At 70.8% G+C, this 15,359-nt stretch carries 14 protein-coding genes and 2 tRNA genes; 8 read left to right on the top strand and 8 right to left on the bottom strand.

Annotated features, from left to right (window positions below; all coding sequences use genetic code 11):
* Positions 1-224 precede the first annotated feature (224 nt).
* The 5 genes from AB0G56_RS36410 to AB0G56_RS36390 form a co-directional block, all read right to left on the bottom strand.
* Positions 225-1,034, bottom strand: a complete 810-nt coding sequence (locus AB0G56_RS36410; protein ID WP_360978686.1) for an ABC transporter permease — start codon at positions 1,032-1,034, stop codon at positions 225-227.
* Positions 1,031-2,002 (bottom strand): ABC transporter ATP-binding protein, encoded by a 972-nt coding sequence (locus AB0G56_RS36405; RefSeq protein WP_360978683.1) that lies wholly within the window; start codon positions 2,000-2,002, stop codon positions 1,031-1,033. The genes AB0G56_RS36410 and AB0G56_RS36405 overlap by 4 nt, the downstream gene beginning before the upstream one ends.
* A 144-nt stretch (positions 2,003-2,146) precedes the next feature.
* Positions 2,147-2,219: transfer RNA gene (locus tag AB0G56_RS36400), tRNA-Gly, on the bottom strand.
* Between the two features lie 80 nt (positions 2,220-2,299).
* Positions 2,300-2,371 (bottom strand) — tRNA-Gly (locus AB0G56_RS36395).
* 193 nt (positions 2,372-2,564) lie between these two features.
* Positions 2,565-2,882, bottom strand: coding sequence for an Lsr2 family protein (locus AB0G56_RS36390; RefSeq protein WP_037862750.1), 318 nt, complete (start codon positions 2,880-2,882; stop codon positions 2,565-2,567).
* A gap of 365 nt (positions 2,883-3,247) precedes the next feature.
* Here AB0G56_RS36390 and purS point away from each other — a divergent pair, with 365 nt between their 5' ends.
* From purS to purM, 6 genes are all read left to right on the top strand, one after another.
* Positions 3,248-3,520, top strand: a complete 273-nt coding sequence (gene purS, locus AB0G56_RS36385; protein WP_360978679.1) for a phosphoribosylformylglycinamidine synthase subunit PurS — start codon at positions 3,248-3,250, stop codon at positions 3,518-3,520.
* Positions 3,517-4,221, top strand: coding sequence for a phosphoribosylformylglycinamidine synthase subunit PurQ (gene purQ, locus AB0G56_RS36380; protein ID WP_360978676.1), 705 nt, complete (start codon positions 3,517-3,519; stop codon positions 4,219-4,221). Before purS ends, purQ begins: the two co-directional genes overlap by 4 nt.
* Complete coding sequence (purL, locus tag AB0G56_RS36375) at positions 4,218-6,476, top strand: phosphoribosylformylglycinamidine synthase subunit PurL (protein WP_360978673.1); 2,259 nt, start codon at positions 4,218-4,220, stop codon at positions 6,474-6,476. Before purQ ends, purL begins: the two co-directional genes overlap by 4 nt.
* A 468-nt stretch (positions 6,477-6,944) precedes the next feature.
* Positions 6,945-7,742, top strand: a complete 798-nt coding sequence (locus tag AB0G56_RS36370) for a sterol carrier family protein (RefSeq protein ID WP_360978670.1) — start codon at positions 6,945-6,947, stop codon at positions 7,740-7,742.
* Between the two features lie 292 nt (positions 7,743-8,034).
* A complete protein-coding gene (gene purF / locus AB0G56_RS36365) occupies positions 8,035-9,564 on the top strand; it encodes an amidophosphoribosyltransferase (protein WP_360978667.1) in 1,530 nt (509 codons plus the stop codon).
* 44 nt (positions 9,565-9,608) lie between these two features.
* Positions 9,609-10,673 carry a phosphoribosylformylglycinamidine cyclo-ligase gene (gene purM, locus AB0G56_RS36360; protein WP_360978665.1) on the top strand — a complete coding sequence of 355 codons (1,065 nt, stop codon included), beginning with the start codon at positions 9,609-9,611 and terminating at the stop codon, positions 10,671-10,673.
* 107 nt (positions 10,674-10,780) lie between these two features.
* On the opposite strand, the gene AB0G56_RS36355 is transcribed toward purM, so the two are convergent.
* Entirely contained in the window at positions 10,781-11,032 is a 252-nt protein-coding gene (locus tag AB0G56_RS36355) for a DUF3073 domain-containing protein (protein WP_360978662.1), read from the bottom strand.
* 307 nt (positions 11,033-11,339) lie between these two features.
* A complete protein-coding gene (locus tag AB0G56_RS36350; RefSeq protein ID WP_360978659.1) occupies positions 11,340-12,440 on the bottom strand; it encodes a Glu/Leu/Phe/Val dehydrogenase dimerization domain-containing protein in 1,101 nt (366 codons plus the stop codon).
* Between the two features lie 232 nt (positions 12,441-12,672).
* Between AB0G56_RS36350 and AB0G56_RS36345 the strand changes: the two genes are divergently transcribed.
* Both AB0G56_RS36345 and bldC read left to right on the top strand, forming a co-directional pair.
* Complete coding sequence (locus tag AB0G56_RS36345) at positions 12,673-13,596, top strand: hypothetical protein (RefSeq protein WP_360978656.1); 924 nt, start codon at positions 12,673-12,675, stop codon at positions 13,594-13,596.
* 546 nt (positions 13,597-14,142) lie between these two features.
* Positions 14,143-14,349 carry a developmental transcriptional regulator BldC gene (bldC, locus tag AB0G56_RS36340; protein ID WP_003949541.1) on the top strand — a complete coding sequence of 69 codons (207 nt, stop codon included), beginning with the start codon at positions 14,143-14,145 and terminating at the stop codon, positions 14,347-14,349.
* 464 nt (positions 14,350-14,813) lie between these two features.
* Here bldC and AB0G56_RS36335 read toward each other — a convergent pair whose 3' ends face one another.
* Positions 14,814-15,110, bottom strand: coding sequence for a DUF6274 family protein (locus AB0G56_RS36335; RefSeq protein ID WP_360978653.1), 297 nt, complete (start codon positions 15,108-15,110; stop codon positions 14,814-14,816).
* Positions 15,111-15,359 lie beyond the last annotated feature (249 nt).

Here is a 15,359-nt window from a genome sequence, read left to right as displayed (position 1 = left end):
CGCCGGGTCTGTCCCACCTCTCGGGGCCGCGCCCGCCCGCGAGCCCGGCACCGGACCCGCCCTGCCGCTCGGCGCCGGACCCGTCTCCGCGCCCGCTCCCGCGCCCGGCGCCGCGCCCGTTCCGCCGCCCGACGCCAAGCCCGTTGCTGTGCCCGGCGCCGAGCCCGTCTCCTCGCCCGGCACCGCCTCCGCTCCCCCGCCCAGCGTCGGCTCCCTCCCCCCGCTCAGCGTCGTGGTTCCCAGCGGAACCAACGCCGTACAGCAAACACCGCGAGCGCCAGCCAGACCAACGCGACGGCCACGGCCCGCAGGATCTCGGGACCGCTCAGCTCTCCGGTCCAGCCGCCGCGCACCAGGGTGAGGGCGGGTGTCAGCGGCAGCAGTTCGCACAGGTGGGCCAGCCGGTCGGGGAGGATCTCCAGCGGGACGGCGATCCCCGAGCCCATCGCCGAAACCATGATCAGCGGGATCGAGGTGACCTGGGCGCTCTCCGTGGTGCGGGTGAGGCCCGCCGTGACCGCCGCGAGGGTCAGGCACAGGGCCAGCCCGAGCAGCAGCCCGAGCACGGCCAGGTGCGGTGCGCGCGGGGCGGGCACGTGCAGGAGAGCCGTGCAGGCGGCCGTGAGGATCAGTGACTGTCCCAGGCTCGTGGCGACGGCGGGCAGCGCGGCGCCGGCGAGGATCTCCGCGTCCCGCGGTTCTCCGGTGCGCAGCCGTTTGAGGACGAGCTGTTCGCGGCGGGCGACGAACACGCCGACGAGCGTGGAGTACACGGCGAAGAGCAGCGAGAAGCCGATGGCGGCGGGCAGCATGACGAGCCCCACGGTGAGCCCGGCGTCCTTCAGGTTCATCTGCCCGGCCGCCGAGTGGAGGCTGAACGGCAGGACCAGCGGGACGAAGAAGGCGGCGACGAGAGTGCTCCTGCTCCGGGCGAACAGGGTCAGTTCGGCGCGGGCGAGGGCGGTCATGCGGCTCAGCGAGGTGCTGGGGCCGCCCTGTGCGCGGGCCGCCCGGGGAGTGAGGGTGCTGGTCATGCGGCGTACTCCGTCTCCTTCGGTGCGGACGCGGTCCGCGCGGAGGCCTCCCGTGCGATCCCGAGGAACGCCTCCTTCAGGGAGGCCGACCGGACGTCCAGGCCGCGCAGTTCGAGCCCGGACCGCCGGGCCCAGAGCAGCAGTTCCGTGGCGGTCCGCTGCAACTCCCGCGTGCGCAGCCGTACGACGCGCCCGTCGGTCTCGTGACCGCACACGCCCAGCTCGGCGAGTGGCGGCAGGTCGCCCAAGAAGTGACCCTGGGGCAGTTCGAAGGAGATCCGGGACGGCTGAGCGGCCGTCACCTCGGCTGGGGTTCCCGCGGCGGCGATGCGTCCCTCGTGCAGGATCGCCAGCCGGTCGGCGAGACCTTCGGCCTCCTCCAGGTGGTGCGTGGTGAGCAGCACGGTCGTGCCCGCGTCGCGCAGTGCCCGCACCAGGTCCCAGGTGTCCCGGCGGCCCTCGGCGTCCAGCCCGGTGGTCGGCTCGTCCAGGAACAGCACGTCGGGATCGCCGAGCAGGGCGAGGGCAAGGTCCAGTCGGCGCCGCTCACCCCCGGACAACTGCTTGACCCGTACGTCCGCGCGCCGCTCCAGACCGACCAGGGCGAGCGCCTCGCGCGGTTCGCGGGCCCCGCTCACGCAGCCGGCCCACATCCGTATCGTCTCGGCGACGGTCAGCTCGGACGGGAAGCCGCCCTCCTGGAGCATGACCCCGGTGCGCGGCCGTACGGCGGCGCGTTCGGTGTGGGGATCGTGGCCCAGCACTCGTACGCGCCCGGAGGCCGGGACTGCCAGTCCCTCCAGCAGTTCGACCGTCGATGTCTTTCCGGCGCCATTGGTGCCGAGCAGCGCGAAGATCTCGCCGTGTTTCACGTGAAACGTGATGCCGCGTACGGCCTCGAACCCGCCCCCGTACACACGCCGCAGGTCGGTGACCTCTATCACGTGTTCGTGTTCGTTCCTGTCCATGGGACCAGCGTCGCGGCCGGCAAGGACGCGCAGCAGTGCGCGGTGTCATCGACCGGAATGACAAATGTCAGTCGAACGCGCCGAGAGAGGCATACGGGCGGACACGAAAAGACCCCGGTCCGAAGGACCGGGGTCTCATTCCTGAGCGGACGACGAGGCTCGAACTCGCGACCTCAACCTTGGCAAGGTTGCGCTCTACCAACTGAGCTACGTCCGCATTGCCTCCGACCGGCTTCCACCGATCGGTGCGAGCACCAGCCTACCTGATCCACTCGCGTGGTCGGATCGGCGGTGCAGAGCGGGTGACAGGAATCGCACACTGCGCCTTCCCCCTGGAAGGGGGATGTTCTACTACTGAACTACACCCGCATGTACTCCGTGGGTCTCGGCCTTCCGGCCTCGCCCCTCGGCGTGCTCCAGACATTAGCTGATCAGCAGGGGGGTAGCGCAAGTCGGCTGCTCCCAGGGCCCGCTGACGGTCCCTGGACCGCATCCGGGAGCGCTCGGGCATGCCGCGCGCTCCCGGTGCGCCCCGGGCGTGTGCGCCCGGGCCGCGCGTCCGTCACTGGGCCGCGCTGAACGCCTCGTAGACCTTCTTGGGGATGCGGCCCCGCGCCGGCACGTCCATCTTGTTGGCCTGGGCCCAGGCACGGACGGCCGCCGGGTCGGGGGCGACCTCCGTCTGCCGGTAGGCCTTGCCGGACCTGGACCGCTTGCGGCCCGCCTCGACGTAGGGCGCGAGCGCCTTACGCAGTTTCTTGGCATTGGTTTGGTTCAGGTCGATCTCGTAGAACCTGCCGTCGAGTCCGAAGGCGATCGTCTCCGCCGCTTCCGAGCCGTCGATGTCGTCAAAGAGAGTGACCACGACACGCTGCGCCACGAATATCGGTCCCTTCGTGCGGCACCTCTGCGACCATCCGCTCCGCCATGACGTGGGGAGATGTTCGGAGATGCCGGCTGTTCGCCGGTTATCGGGAAAAGTATCGGCTGTTGCCAATTCATTTGTACAGTGCCGGGCATTGCGAAGTGAAGCCCCGACTAAATCTGTCTGCGTGTCCCGGGCGGCGCCCGGGCAATACCCGATGCGCGACGGAACGCCGAACTTTCCCAGAACTTTTCACGAAGCCCCCCGATCGATGCCGGATCGTGACGGGCGTCACGTAGTTTTCTACCAGTCTACCCGCGTAGAAATTTTGTACGGGTAGTCTGAAGGAACCTGCTCAGCACCACACACCGGGAGTGCCAGTGGCACGCGTCGTAGTCGACGTCATGCTCAAGCCGGAGATCCTCGACCCCCAGGGCCAGGCGGTGCAGCGCGCACTGCCGCGGCTGGGTTTCGAAGGCATCTCCGACGTTCGTCAGGGAAAGCGATTCGAACTGGAAGTGCACGGGCCCGTCGACGAGGCCGCGCTCGCCCGCATTCGCGATCTTGCCGAATCCTTCCTCGCCAACACCGTGATCGAGGACTTCACCGTCAAGGTCGAGTCCGAGGACGTGGTCGCGGGGGCCGCGAAGTGACCGCTCGTATTGGCGTCGTCACTTTCCCGGGCAGCCTCGACGACCGGGACACCCAGCGCGCGATCCGCCTCGCGGGCGCCGAACCGGTCGCCCTGTGGCACAAGGACAAGGACCTCAAGCAGGTCGACGCCGTCGTCCTGCCCGGCGGTTTCTCCTACGGCGACTATCTGCGCGCCGGTGCCATCTCCCGCTTCTCGCCGGTGATGGAGACCGTCATCGAGCAGGCGAGGGCCGGGCTGCCGGTCCTCGGCATCTGCAACGGCTTCCAGGTCCTCACCGAGGCCCACCTGCTGCCCGGCGCGATGCTCGGCAACGACCACCTGCACTTCGTCTGCCGCGACCAGAGGCTGCGGGTGGAGAACGCCTCCACCGCCTGGACCAGCGACTACAGCGAGGGCCAGGAGATCTCCATCCCGCTGAAGAACATGGACGGCCGGTACGTCGCCGACGAGTACACCCTCGACAAGCTGGAGGCGGAGGGCCGCGTCGCCTTCCGGTACGTCGTCCGCGGGGAAGCCGCCGAGGGGTATGGAAACCCCAACGGCTCGCTGCGCGACATCGCCGGCATCACCAACGAGGCCGGCAACGTCGTGGGCCTCATGCCGCACCCCGAGCACGCCACCGAGCCGCTGATCGGCACCGGCCGCACCGACGGCCTCCCGTTCTTCACCTCGATCCTCAAGAAGCTGGTCACCGCATGAGCAGGACGCCTCTGGACACGGTCGAGCACGCGGCCGCGACCCCCGACGTCGAGCTGCCCTGGGCCGAACTCGGCCTGAAGAAGGACGAGTACGAGAAGGTCGTGGAGATTCTCGGCCGCCGCCCGACCGGCGCCGAACTCGCCATGTACTCGGTCATGTGGTCCGAGCACTGCTCGTACAAGTCCTCCAAGGTCCACCTGCGCCAGTTCGGCGAGAAGGCCCCCGAGAACGACGCGATGCTCGTCGGCATCGGTGAGAACGCCGGTGTCGTCGACGTCGGCCAGGGCTACGCCGTCACCTTCAAGGTGGAGTCGCACAACCACCCCTCCTACGTCGAGCCCTACCAGGGCGCGGCCACGGGCGTGGGCGGCATCGTGCGCGACATCATCGCGATGGGCGCCCGCCCGGTCGCCGTCGTCGACCCGCTGCGCTTCGGCGCGGCCGACCACCCCGACACCAAGCGGGTGCTGCCCGGCGTCGTCGCGGGCATCGGCGGCTACGGCAACTGCCTGGGCCTGCCCAACATCGGCGGCGAGGTCGTCTTCGACGCCTGCTACCAGGGCAACCCGCTGGTCAACGCCGGTGCCATCGGCGTGATGCGGCACGAGGACATCCACCTCGCCAAGGCGTCCGGCGCGGGCAACAAGGTCATCCTGTACGGAGCCCGGACCGGTGGCGACGGCATCGGCGGCGCCTCGATCCTGGCGAGCGAGACCTTCGACGACGCCAAGCCCTCCAAGCGCCCCGCCGTCCAGGTCGGCGACCCCTTCCAGGAGAAGCTGCTCATCGAGTGCACCCTGGAGGCGTTCGCCGAGAAGCTGGTCGTCGGCATCCAGGACCTGGGTGCGGCCGGCCTGTCCTGCGCCACCTCGGAGCTGGCCTCCAACGGCTCCGGCGGCATGCGCGTCACCCTGGACGACGTCCCGCTGCGCGACTCCACGCTCTCGCCCGAGGAGATCCTCATGAGCGAGTCGCAGGAACGCATGTGCGCGGTCGTCGAACCGGAGAAGGCCGGCCGGTTCCTGGAGATCTGCGAGAAGTGGGACGTCATCGCCACCGTCATCGGCGAGGTGACCGACGGCGACCGGCTGGAGATCTACTGGCACGGCGGCAAGATCGTCGACGTCGACCCGCGCACGGTCGCCCACGAGGGCCCGGTCTACGAGCGCCCCTACGCCCGCCCGTCCTGGCAGGACGCGCTCCAGGCCGACGACGCGAACAAGCTGCCCCGGCCGCAGTCGGCGAAGGAGCTGAAGGCGCAGGTCCTCAAGCTCGTGGCGTCCCCGAACCAGGCGTCCAAGAAGTGGATCACCCAGCAGTACGACCACTTCGTACAGGGCAACACCGTGCTGGCCATGCCCGAGGACTCCGGCATGATCCGCATCGACGAGGAGAGCGGCCTCGGCGTCGCCCTCGCCACGGACGGCAACGGCCGCTACGCCAAGCTCGACCCGTACACGGGCGCGCAGCTCGCGCTGGCGGAGGCGTACCGCAACGTCGCCACCACCGGCGCGAAGCCGCTGGCCGTCTCCGACTGCCTGAACTTCGGCTCGCCCGAGGACCCGGCGGTCATGTGGCAGTTCGCGGAGGCCGTGCGCGGTCTGGCGGACGGCTGCCGGCAACTCGGCACCCCGGTGACCGGCGGCAACGTCTCGCTGTACAACCAGACCGGCGAGGCCGCCATCCACCCGACGCCGGTCGTCGCCGTCCTCGGCGTCATCGACGACGTGGCCCGCCGCACCCCGGTCGCCTTCCAGGAGGAGGGCCAGCTGCTCTACCTCCTCGGCGACACCCGCGAGGAGTTCGGCGGTTCGGCCTGGTCGCAGGTGGTCCACGACCACCTCGGTGGCCTGCCCCCCGAGGTCGACCTGGAGCGTGAGCGGCTGCTGGCCGAGATCCTGATCTCCGCCTCCCGCGACGGCATGGTCGACTCCGCGCACGACCTGTCCGACGGCGGCCTCGTCCAGGCGGTCGTGGAGTCCGCGCTGCTGGGCGGCAAGGGCGCGCGCCTGGTCGTACCGGACGGCCTGGACGCGTTCACCTTCCTCCTGTCGGAGTCGGCCGGCCGCGCGCTCGTCGCCGTGCCGCGCTCCGAGGAGGTGCGCTTCAACGACATGTGCGGCGCGCGGGGCCTGCCCGCCACCCGCATCGGTGTCGTCGACGGCGACTCGGTGGAGGTCCAGGGCGAGTTCGCGCTGAGCCTGGCCGAGCTGCGTGAGGCGCACGAGGGCACGATCCCGGCGCTGCTGGCGTAGTTCCCGCCGCAGGACGGCGTCACCGGCCAGGCAAGGACCGGTCGTTTCCGGCCAGGAGACGACCGGTCCCCTCGCGCGCGTCGGGACACCCCCGGGACCGGCCCGGTCCTCGGGCGATGACGGATTCCCGGGCCGGTGTGAACGGGGAGGAGCGGGAACACCGGTTCGGGCGCGCGCCTGACACCCCGGGAACAGTGCGAGGGCGGTCACGGCGGCCACGGCGAGGCCCCGGGCGGCCGGGGCGAGAACCACGCGTACCGGTCGGCCGGACGGCGTACCGCCGCCGCGGCTGTACCCGGCGCGCCCCTCGCCATGCCCTGACCGAGGAGAACCACCAGCCACCACCGCGTCGACGCCGGTGAACCGTCCGAGGACGCGCCGCCCATGCCCCGGAACGGGCCCGGCCCGCCTTCGAGCCGGTCGAAAAGGGCCTGAACGGCCGCACCGTGACGACATAGGCTCACCGCCATGCCCCCGGCCAGGAAACGTCCCAGGACCTACGACCCCGCCCGGACCCGTACGGCGGTCCTCGCCCAGCTCGACGCCGTACGGGAGGCCGTGCGCACACTGACCCCCGGACAACTCGCGCTGCCCACCCGGCTCGGCGACTGGACGGTGCGGGAGCTGGTCGTGCACATCGGGATGGCCGTCACGGCCATCGGCCGCGCCCTCGATCTGCCCGAACCCGCGCGGCAGGACACCGTCCTGCTCGACTGGCCGTTCGCGACCTCCGCCAACGCCGCGGCCATCGACGCGTTCACCCGGCGCCTCGCCGCGGAGATCCCCGACATCGACGCCCACCTCGCCGAGATCGGCCGGGCCCTGGGCCGGCAGCTCGACGAACACCCCGGTACCCGGCTCCTCGCCACCAACGCGGGCGCCCTGCCGCTCGCCGACTACCTCGTCACGCGCACCGTCGAACTAGTCGTCCACACCGACGACCTGAACGCCGCCGTGCCTGGCCTGGCGGTCCCCTGCGACCGGCAGGCCCTCGCCGCCGCCACCCGCCTGCTGGCCGACGCGCTCGCGGTGAAGGCGCCCGGCGGTTCGACCGAGGTGCGGGTGCCGCCGTACGCCGTCGTCCAGTGCGTCGAGGGGCCCCGCCACACCCGCGGCACCCCGCCCAACGTCGTCGAGACCGACCCGCTGACCTGGATCCGGCTGGCCACCGGACGGACGGCGTGGCGCGACGCCCTCGACCACGCCGCCGTCAGCGCCAGTGGGGAACGGGCCGACCTCGGCGGCCTGCTGCCGCTGATGTCCTGAACCGGCGCGGCGCCGACCGGAGCCGGACCGCCCCACCGCCCCGGCCCCGGCCCGCGCGCGCACCGCGCCCAGGACCCCACGGTGTGCGACACCTCACTCGCCCTGGACGGGGACGCGGCCTCCATACGGGCCGCATCGGCCGGGCGGGTCGCGACCACCCGCACACCAGCCGTCTGACCTGCGTAAATACAGAGAGTTCGGGGATCGTCGCGGACGAGTGACGCGGCGGCTCCGGGTTTTTTTGACATTCCCCAATTCGGACCAGTGGTCGACCTCGCCTACACTCGGTGGCGTGCCACGTGGTGACGGTCGACTCAATCACGATCTGCTCCCCGGCGAGAAAGGCCCCCAGGACGCGTGCGGCGTCTTCGGTGTCTGGGCTCCGGGCGAAGAGGTCGCAAAGCTCACGTACTTCGGGCTCTACGCCCTCCAGCATCGGGGCCAGGAATCCGCGGGTATCGCGGTCAGCAACGGCTCCCAGATCCTCGTCTTCAAGGACATGGGCCTCGTCTCCCAGGTCTTCGACGAGACCTCGCTCGGTTCGCTCCAGGGTCACATCGCGGTCGGACACGCCCGCTACTCGACCACCGGTGCCTCCGTGTGGGAGAACGCCCAGCCGACGTTCCGCGCCACCGCGCACGGTTCGATCGCGCTCGGCCACAACGGCAACCTGGTCAACACGGCGCAGCTCGCCGAGATGGTCGCCGAACTGCCCAAGGACACCAACGGCCGCTCGACCCGGGTGGCGGCCACCAACGACACCGACCTGCTGACGGCCCTGCTGGCCGCCCAGGTCGACGCCGACGGCAAGCCGCTGACCATCGAGGAGGCGGCCCATGCCATCCTCCCGCAGGTCAAGGGCGCCTTCAGCCTCGTCTTCATGGACGAGCACACCCTGTACGCCGCCCGTGATCCGCAGGGCATCCGCCCGCTGGTCCTCGGCCGGCTGGAGCGCGGCTGGGTGGTCGCCTCCGAGTCCGCCGCGCTCGACATCTGCGGCGCCAGCTTCGTGCGCGAGATCGAGCCGGGCGAGTTCATCGCCGTCGACGAGAACGGCCTGCGCAGTTCGCGATTCGCGGAGGCGAAGCCCAAGGGCTGTGTCTTCGAGTACGTCTACCTGGCCCGCCCCGACACCGACATCGCCGGGCGGAACGTCTACCTCTCCCGCGTGGAGATGGGCCGCAAGCTCGCGAAGGAGGCCCCGGTCGAGGCCGACCTCGTCATAGCGACCCCGGAGTCCGGCACCCCCGCCGCCATCGGGTACGCGGAGGCCTCCGGCATCCCCTTCGGCAGCGGCCTGGTCAAGAACGCGTACGTCGGACGTACGTTCATCCAGCCCTCGCAGACCATCCGCCAGCTCGGGATCCGGCTGAAGCTGAACCCGCTGAAGGAGGTCATCAAGGGCAAGCGCCTGGTCGTCGTCGACGACTCCATCGTCCGCGGCAACACCCAGCGCGCCCTGGTGCGCATGCTCCGCGAGGCCGGGGCCGCCGAGGTCCACATCCGGATCTCCTCGCCGCCCGTGAAGTGGCCGTGCTTCTTCGGCATCGACTTCGCCACCCGCGCCGAGCTGATCGCCAACGGCATGAGCATCGACGAGATCGGCACCTCGCTGGGCGCCGACTCCCTGGCGTACATCTCCATCGACGGCATGATCGAGGCGACCACGATCGCCAAGCCGAACCTGTGCCGTGCCTGCTTCGACGGCGAGTACCCGATGGAACTCCCCGACCCGGAGCTGCTCGGCAAGCAGCTGCTGGAGACCGAGCTGGCCGCAGGGCCCGCCGCCACGGCCGCGGCCGACGCCATCCGTCGCCCGTAGGCAGCCCGTCACCCCCGCAGTACGACACGAAAGTTCTCATCGTCATGTCTGAGACAACCGGTGCCAGCTACGCAGCGGCGGGCGTCGACATCGAAGCGGGCGACCGCGCCGTCGAGCTGATGAAGGAGTGGGTGAAGAAGACGCAGCGCCCCGAGGTCCTCGGCGGCCTCGGCGGCTTCGCCGGCCTCTTCGACGCCTCCGCCCTCAAGCGCTACGAGCGCCCCCTGCTCGCCTCCGCCACCGACGGCGTCGGCACCAAGGTCGACCTCGCCCGCCGGCTGGGCGTGTACGACACCATCGGCCACGACCTGGTCGCCATGGTCATGGACGACATCGTGGTCTGCGGTGCCGAACCGCTGTTCATGACCGACTACATCTGCGTCGGCAAGGTGCACCCCGAGCGGGTCGCCGCCATCGTCAAGGGCATCGCGGAGGGCTGCGTCCTGGCCGGCTGCGCCCTGGTGGGCGGCGAGACCGCCGAGCACCCCGGTCTGCTCGGCGAGGACGACTTCGACGTCGCCGGCGCCGGTACGGGCGTCGTGGAGGCCGACCGGCTGCTCGGCCCGGACCGCATCCGCGAGGGCGACGCGGTGATCGCCCTGGCGTCCTCCGGTCTTCACTCCAACGGGTACTCGCTGGTGCGGCACGTGCTGCTGGAGAGGGCGGGTCTGTCCCTGGACACGCACATCGAGGACTTCGGCCGCACCCTCGGCGAGGAGCTGCTGGAGCCGACCAAGATCTACTCGCTGGACTGCCTGGCGCTGACCCGCACCACCGAGGTCCACGCCTTCAGCCACGTCACCGGCGGCGGGCTCGCCGCCAACCTGGCCCGGGTGATCCCGGACAGCCTGCACGCCGTGGTCGACCGGGCCACCTGGACCCCGGCGCCGGTCTTCGGCCTGGTCGGCCGGAGCGGGAACGTGGAGCGGCTGGAGTTGGAGAAGACCCTCAACATGGGCGTGGGCATGATCGCGATCGTGCCGCAGGAGTCGGCCGACGCGGCCCTCACCACCCTGGCCGACCGCGGGGTCGACGCCTGGGTCGCCGGTGAGATCACCGCCCGGGGCGAGCACACCACGGGAGCCGCGCTGGTGGGCGACCACGCGTGAGCGGCGGGTGAACACAGCACGAAACCCGGTCCGGCGCTGGAAGCACCGGACCGGGTGAAGTGGAGGACCCTGCGACGCGCGTGGGACGGCAGAGCCGACCGTGGGTCTCAGGCGCCGCGACGGTGTTGCGAGGAGTCGTCCTGCTCGTCCTCGTCGTCGTCCTCATAGAGGTCGGCGTACCGTGCGTACAGGTCGTCGTCTTGCTCATCGTCCTCGAAATGGTCGCCGTTGGTCGGCGACGGATTCGACGTCGATGCGCCCAGCTCCTCGGCCAGGCGTGAGAGGTCAGTCCCACCGCTGTTGTACTTCAGCTGGCGGGCGACCTTCGTCTGCTTGGCCTTGGCCCGGCCGCGCCCCATGGCTCGACCCCCTCAACGACGGGGCTCAACGGCCCCAGAGTCTGACACGCGTTCATGTTCCGGCACGGGCTCTCCGCAGAGAGACCGGTCCGTAGGGCTTCCACGGTACCTGAGCCCGCGGCCATACGGTACGTCGCCCGCAGGACGCGCGTCCGCCCAGAACCTTCGAGGCGCCCCGTCCTCGCTGGTCAGTGGCGATTTTAACCACTTATCGGCGGGCGACCCGCCGGTGGAAGTGAGAGTTCTCTCCAACTGTCCACCGGCAGGTACCGGTCAAACGTGCGACGGGAGGCGCCGGCGCGCCGCCTCACCGCGTGTGCGCGGCGCGCGCCTCCGCCATCCGCTGCTCGGCGATCCGGTCGGCCGCGGCGGCCGGCGGAATCCCATCTTCCTTCGCACGTGCGAAGATCGCGAGCGTGGTGTCGAAGATCTTCGCGGCCTTCGCCCTGCACCGGTCGAAGTCGAAGCCGTGCAGCTCGTCGGCGACCTGGATGACACCGCCGGCGTTCACCACGTAGTCCGGCGCGTAGAGGATCCCGCGGTCGGCGAGGTCCTTCTCGACGCCGGGGTGGGCGAGCTGGTTGTTGGCCGCTCCGCACACCACCCGGGCGGTCAGCACCGGCACGGTCGCGTCGTTCAGGGCGCCGCCGAGCGCACAGGGGGCGTAGACGTCGAGCCCCTCGACGCGGATCAGGGCGTCGGTGTCGGCGACCCGGCGCACGGCGGGGTGCGCGGCGACGACACGCTCCACGGCCTCGCTCCGCACGTCCGTGATCACGACCTCGGCGCCCTCGTCCAGCAGGTGCCGCACCAGGTGGTGCCCGACCTTGCCCACCCCCGCGACGCCGACCGTGCGGCCGCGCAGCGTGGGGTCCCCCCACAGGTGCTGGGCCGAGGCCCGCATGCCCTGGTAGACACCGAAGGCGGTCAGCACGGAGGAGTCGCCCGCGCCGCCGTTCTCGGGGGAGCGGCCGGTGGTCCAGCGGCACTCGCGCGCCACGACGTCCATGTCGGCCACGTACGTGCCGACGTCGCACGCGGTGACGTAGCGGCCGCCGAGCGAGGCGACGCACCGCCCGTAGGCGAGCAGCAGCTCCTCGGACTTGATCAGCTCCGGGTCCCCGATGATCACGGCCTTGCCGCCGCCGTGGTCCAGACCGGCCATGGCGTTCTTGTACGACATCCCGCGGGCGAGGTTCAGCGCGTCGGCGACGGCCTCCTGCTCGCTCGCGTACGGGTAGAAACGGGTACCGCCGAGCGCGGGCCCCAGGGCGGTGGAGTGGATGGCGATGACGGCCTTGAGGCCGCTGGCGCGGTCCTGACAGAGCACGACCTGTTCATGGCCGCCCTGCTCCGAGCGGAACAGGGTGTGCAGTACGTCAGCGTGCGCGCCGGTTACGTCGGTCACGGTGGTGACTCCCAGGTAAGTAGCGGCGGGTGGTGGGGCGTCCCCGTGCGGGTGGCGGGGGCCGTGGCAGGAGACTAGACCCTGACCGTGCCCACCCGAGGGGCAGTGGTCCGGATCACCCTCCCAAGGAGTACCTTCCCGCCCGGGCGTGGGACGATTTGCAGTGGTTTTCCGTCCGTCCGGGCGCGGGCCGGGCGGGTTTCGGCCCCGGCCCGGTGGGGAGGGAGCAGGCGTGCCCAAGGTGTCCTCCGTGGTCGTCCCGTACGCGGCCTATCTGCGCGTCTACGAGCCGCTGGCCGCCTTCCCCGAGCCGGAGCGCAGCCACTGGGCGCGCTACGCCCGCCTCCCCGGCCGTCCCTCCTACCAGGACGAACTGCGACGCTCGCTGGCCGACCTGCTGCCCACCCCGCCGGTGGCGGTGCCGGTGCACGAGAGCAGGGACGCGTTCGTGCTGGATGTCGACGGAGTGGTGTGCGTCTGCCCCTGGCGCACCCGGCTGCGCGGCTGGCAGGCACTGGACGAGCTCGCCGAGGAGCTGTCGGCGGTGGTGCTGGACGCGGTGCTGCCCCCGCTCGTACGGCGCCAGGCCGCCCAGGACTACGAGCGCTGGCTGGCCCGCAACCCCGACGCCCGGCCCTGGATCCGCACGGCGACCTGGCAGGTGCCGCTGAACTGGTTCGTCCTGGTCTCCGACGAGGAGCGGGAGTACGTCAAGGGGGTGGGGGCCGCCGCGGCCGGCGCGGCCCCGAAGGCCGCCGGGGACGCCGGCGCGGGGGACGGGTTCGCCGCGCCGGGCGGCTTCGGGGACGAGCTTCCCTCGCTGCGGTACCGCACGCCGATGGTGCAGGCCAGGCGACGGGTGGCGCGGGCGCTGCGGGCGCTGCGGGACGCCGTCGACGAGGGGCCGCTGATCGACGGCCTGGTGGACGTCGGCCGCTGGCTGGAGGAGTTCCACCCGCGCTCCCTGGTGGAGCTGGACTACGGCGGCCTGGTGCACGTCCTTCCGGCCGGTGAGCTGGAGGGCGATCATTCCGCGGCCGATGTGGCCGAGGGGATCGAGGCGCTGCGCCGGGGGGACGGGACGGCCGCGGCGGAGGCCTACGGGCGGCTCGTGGAACGCTGGCGCGCGGTGCGGGACCGGCGCTCGGCCAACTGACCCGCTCACTGACGATTCCTCACCAAGTGACCTGCATCACGGCTCGAACGGCGTCGAACAGCGTACGGTCAGGGGTCTTAAGCGGAGCTGATGGGACGTAGTGCTCGATCCGGGCGTTTGCGTCAAGGGTGATGGACTGCACTTACCAGACCCTTGCCTTGGTTGCCCCTCCTCATGCCAAAATAGGACAAGGAGTCGGGGGAGAGCTCCTTCCGCCCGCTTATGCTCCGCCTTGGGTGGAATCTCAGCATTGCACGCTTTGGGGGGTCTGGTGACTTCCTGAGCACCCTGTGACTGATCGTCACGGCGGTGTGACTGTCCGCTATGGCATGGTCCATCGGCTTCCGTCGCTGATGAACACCTGGGAGGGCAATTCCATCGGTTTGGCCGACGCGGCTGGACAGATGGTGTAGTTGTAGTGCCGAGGACAAGCCGTTCGTCCTATAACCGACTCGACTCGCGTCCGCCATTTCGGGCAACGCGGGTCAAGGTGCAGAATTTAGAGGAAAGAACCGAGAAGGTTCGGTTCTCCCGAGGAGGCCGCTCATGACCGCTCGCACCCCTGATGCCGAGCCGCTGCTGACCCCGGCTGAGGTCGCCACCATGTTCCGCGTCGACCCGAAGACGGTCACGCGCTGGGCGAAGGCCGGCAAGCTCACGTCGATCCGCACGCTCGGCGGGCACCGCCGCTACCGCGAGGCCGAGGTCCGCGCTCTGCTCGCGGGCATCCCGCAGCAGCGCAGCGAGGCCTGAACAACTTCATAACCGGACAAACCGGCTGTCCCCCAACCAGCCAGGGCGTCCGGGCCCACAGCTCCAAGCGACGCGGGTCCTGCCCCAACAGGCCCCACGCCCAAGCCGTCAGAGCTCTACAGGCAAGTGAACAGGGTGCGTCGTCGATCGCGCTGGACTCCGCCGGGTCCAGCGCGATCTTTTTTGTGCGGTCGGCGAGGTCCTGTGGGTGGGTCTGTGAGCGGCCTTGTCCGAGCCTGGGGAGGGATGTCGGATCCCCTGTGGGCAGCGTCGGAGAGTGGTGCAATTGCACATATTAAATTGACTGCTTGTAGGAGGGGTGTAAGGAGAGCGGTTTCAGAAACTCGTGCGGTGACACCCGTCACATCGCGCGGAGCTTGTTGCGTGCCGCAACCGTGCGCTAAAGGAGGTTGTGGCTCCATCGGCCCCTGGGCGGACGGGAGTTCGCGAACCGGCCGGTGCGCTCACGTGGTCGAGGGCCGGTCGGGGTCGGCGGCTTCCCGCGCGAGGAGCGCTTCCAGGGGCTCCAGGTCGCCCAGTACCTGTAAGGCCGTCAGAGGGCCGCTGAGGGGCTCCTGTCCGGCTCCCGGGGGCGGGAGGGCGCCGGGAGCCGCGGTCGGCGGTCGGGGCGCGCTCTCCATCGCGAGCCGCAGCAGGCGGTGGCAGGCGGGGCAGCGGCTGGTGAGGTGGCCGTACGACGAGGCGGCCGCGAGGTGCGCGCGGAGCAGCGCCCGGGTCTCGTGCCTGGCCGATGCGGCCATACGCCACCTCCAGGGGGCCGCGGCGGAACGACCCTGCTTCTGAGGTACCGGCGGAATGTGACGCCGTCAAGGGACCGGGAAGCAGCCCTCGTGCACGGGAAAGGCCCGCGTCCGGAAACGGAGGCGGGCCTTCGGCTGCGGTCCTGACGGGGTCTGCTGTGTCCGACGGCGGCTGCCGCCGCGGGCGCGGCCAGGCGTCGGGGTGCGGTGATGTCGCATGGGAAAGGCCCGCATCCGTTTCCGAATGCG

It is taken from the genome of Streptomyces sp. NPDC021356 (assembly GCF_040641015.1).
Taxonomy (GTDB): Bacteria; Actinomycetota; Actinomycetes; order Streptomycetales; family Streptomycetaceae; genus Streptomyces.
The sequence above is the reverse complement of the archived record's forward strand: the minus strand, read 5'-3'. Positions and strand labels throughout refer to the sequence as shown.

Excerpts from the sequence above, each read along its gene's own strand:
- AB0G56_RS36410 (WP_360978686.1), bottom strand. The coding sequence starts at position 1,034 with ATGACCAGCACCCTCACTCCCCGGGCGGCCCGCGCACAGGGCGGCCCC.
- AB0G56_RS36405 (WP_360978683.1), bottom strand. The coding sequence starts at position 2,002 with ATGGACAGGAACGAACACGAACACGTGATAGAGGTCACCGACCTGCGG.
- purL (WP_360978673.1), top strand. The coding sequence starts at position 4,218 with ATGAGCAGGACGCCTCTGGACACGGTCGAGCACGCGGCCGCGACCCCC.
- AB0G56_RS36370 (WP_360978670.1), top strand. The coding sequence starts at position 6,945 with ATGCCCCCGGCCAGGAAACGTCCCAGGACCTACGACCCCGCCCGGACC.
- purM (WP_360978665.1), top strand. The coding sequence starts at position 9,609 with ATGTCTGAGACAACCGGTGCCAGCTACGCAGCGGCGGGCGTCGACATC.
- AB0G56_RS36355 (WP_360978662.1), bottom strand. The coding sequence starts at position 11,032 with ATGGGGCGCGGCCGGGCCAAGGCCAAGCAGACGAAGGTCGCCCGCCAG.
- bldC (WP_003949541.1), top strand. The coding sequence starts at position 14,143 with ATGACCGCTCGCACCCCTGATGCCGAGCCGCTGCTGACCCCGGCTGAG.
- AB0G56_RS36335 (WP_360978653.1), bottom strand. The coding sequence starts at position 15,110 with ATGGCCGCATCGGCCAGGCACGAGACCCGGGCGCTGCTCCGCGCGCAC.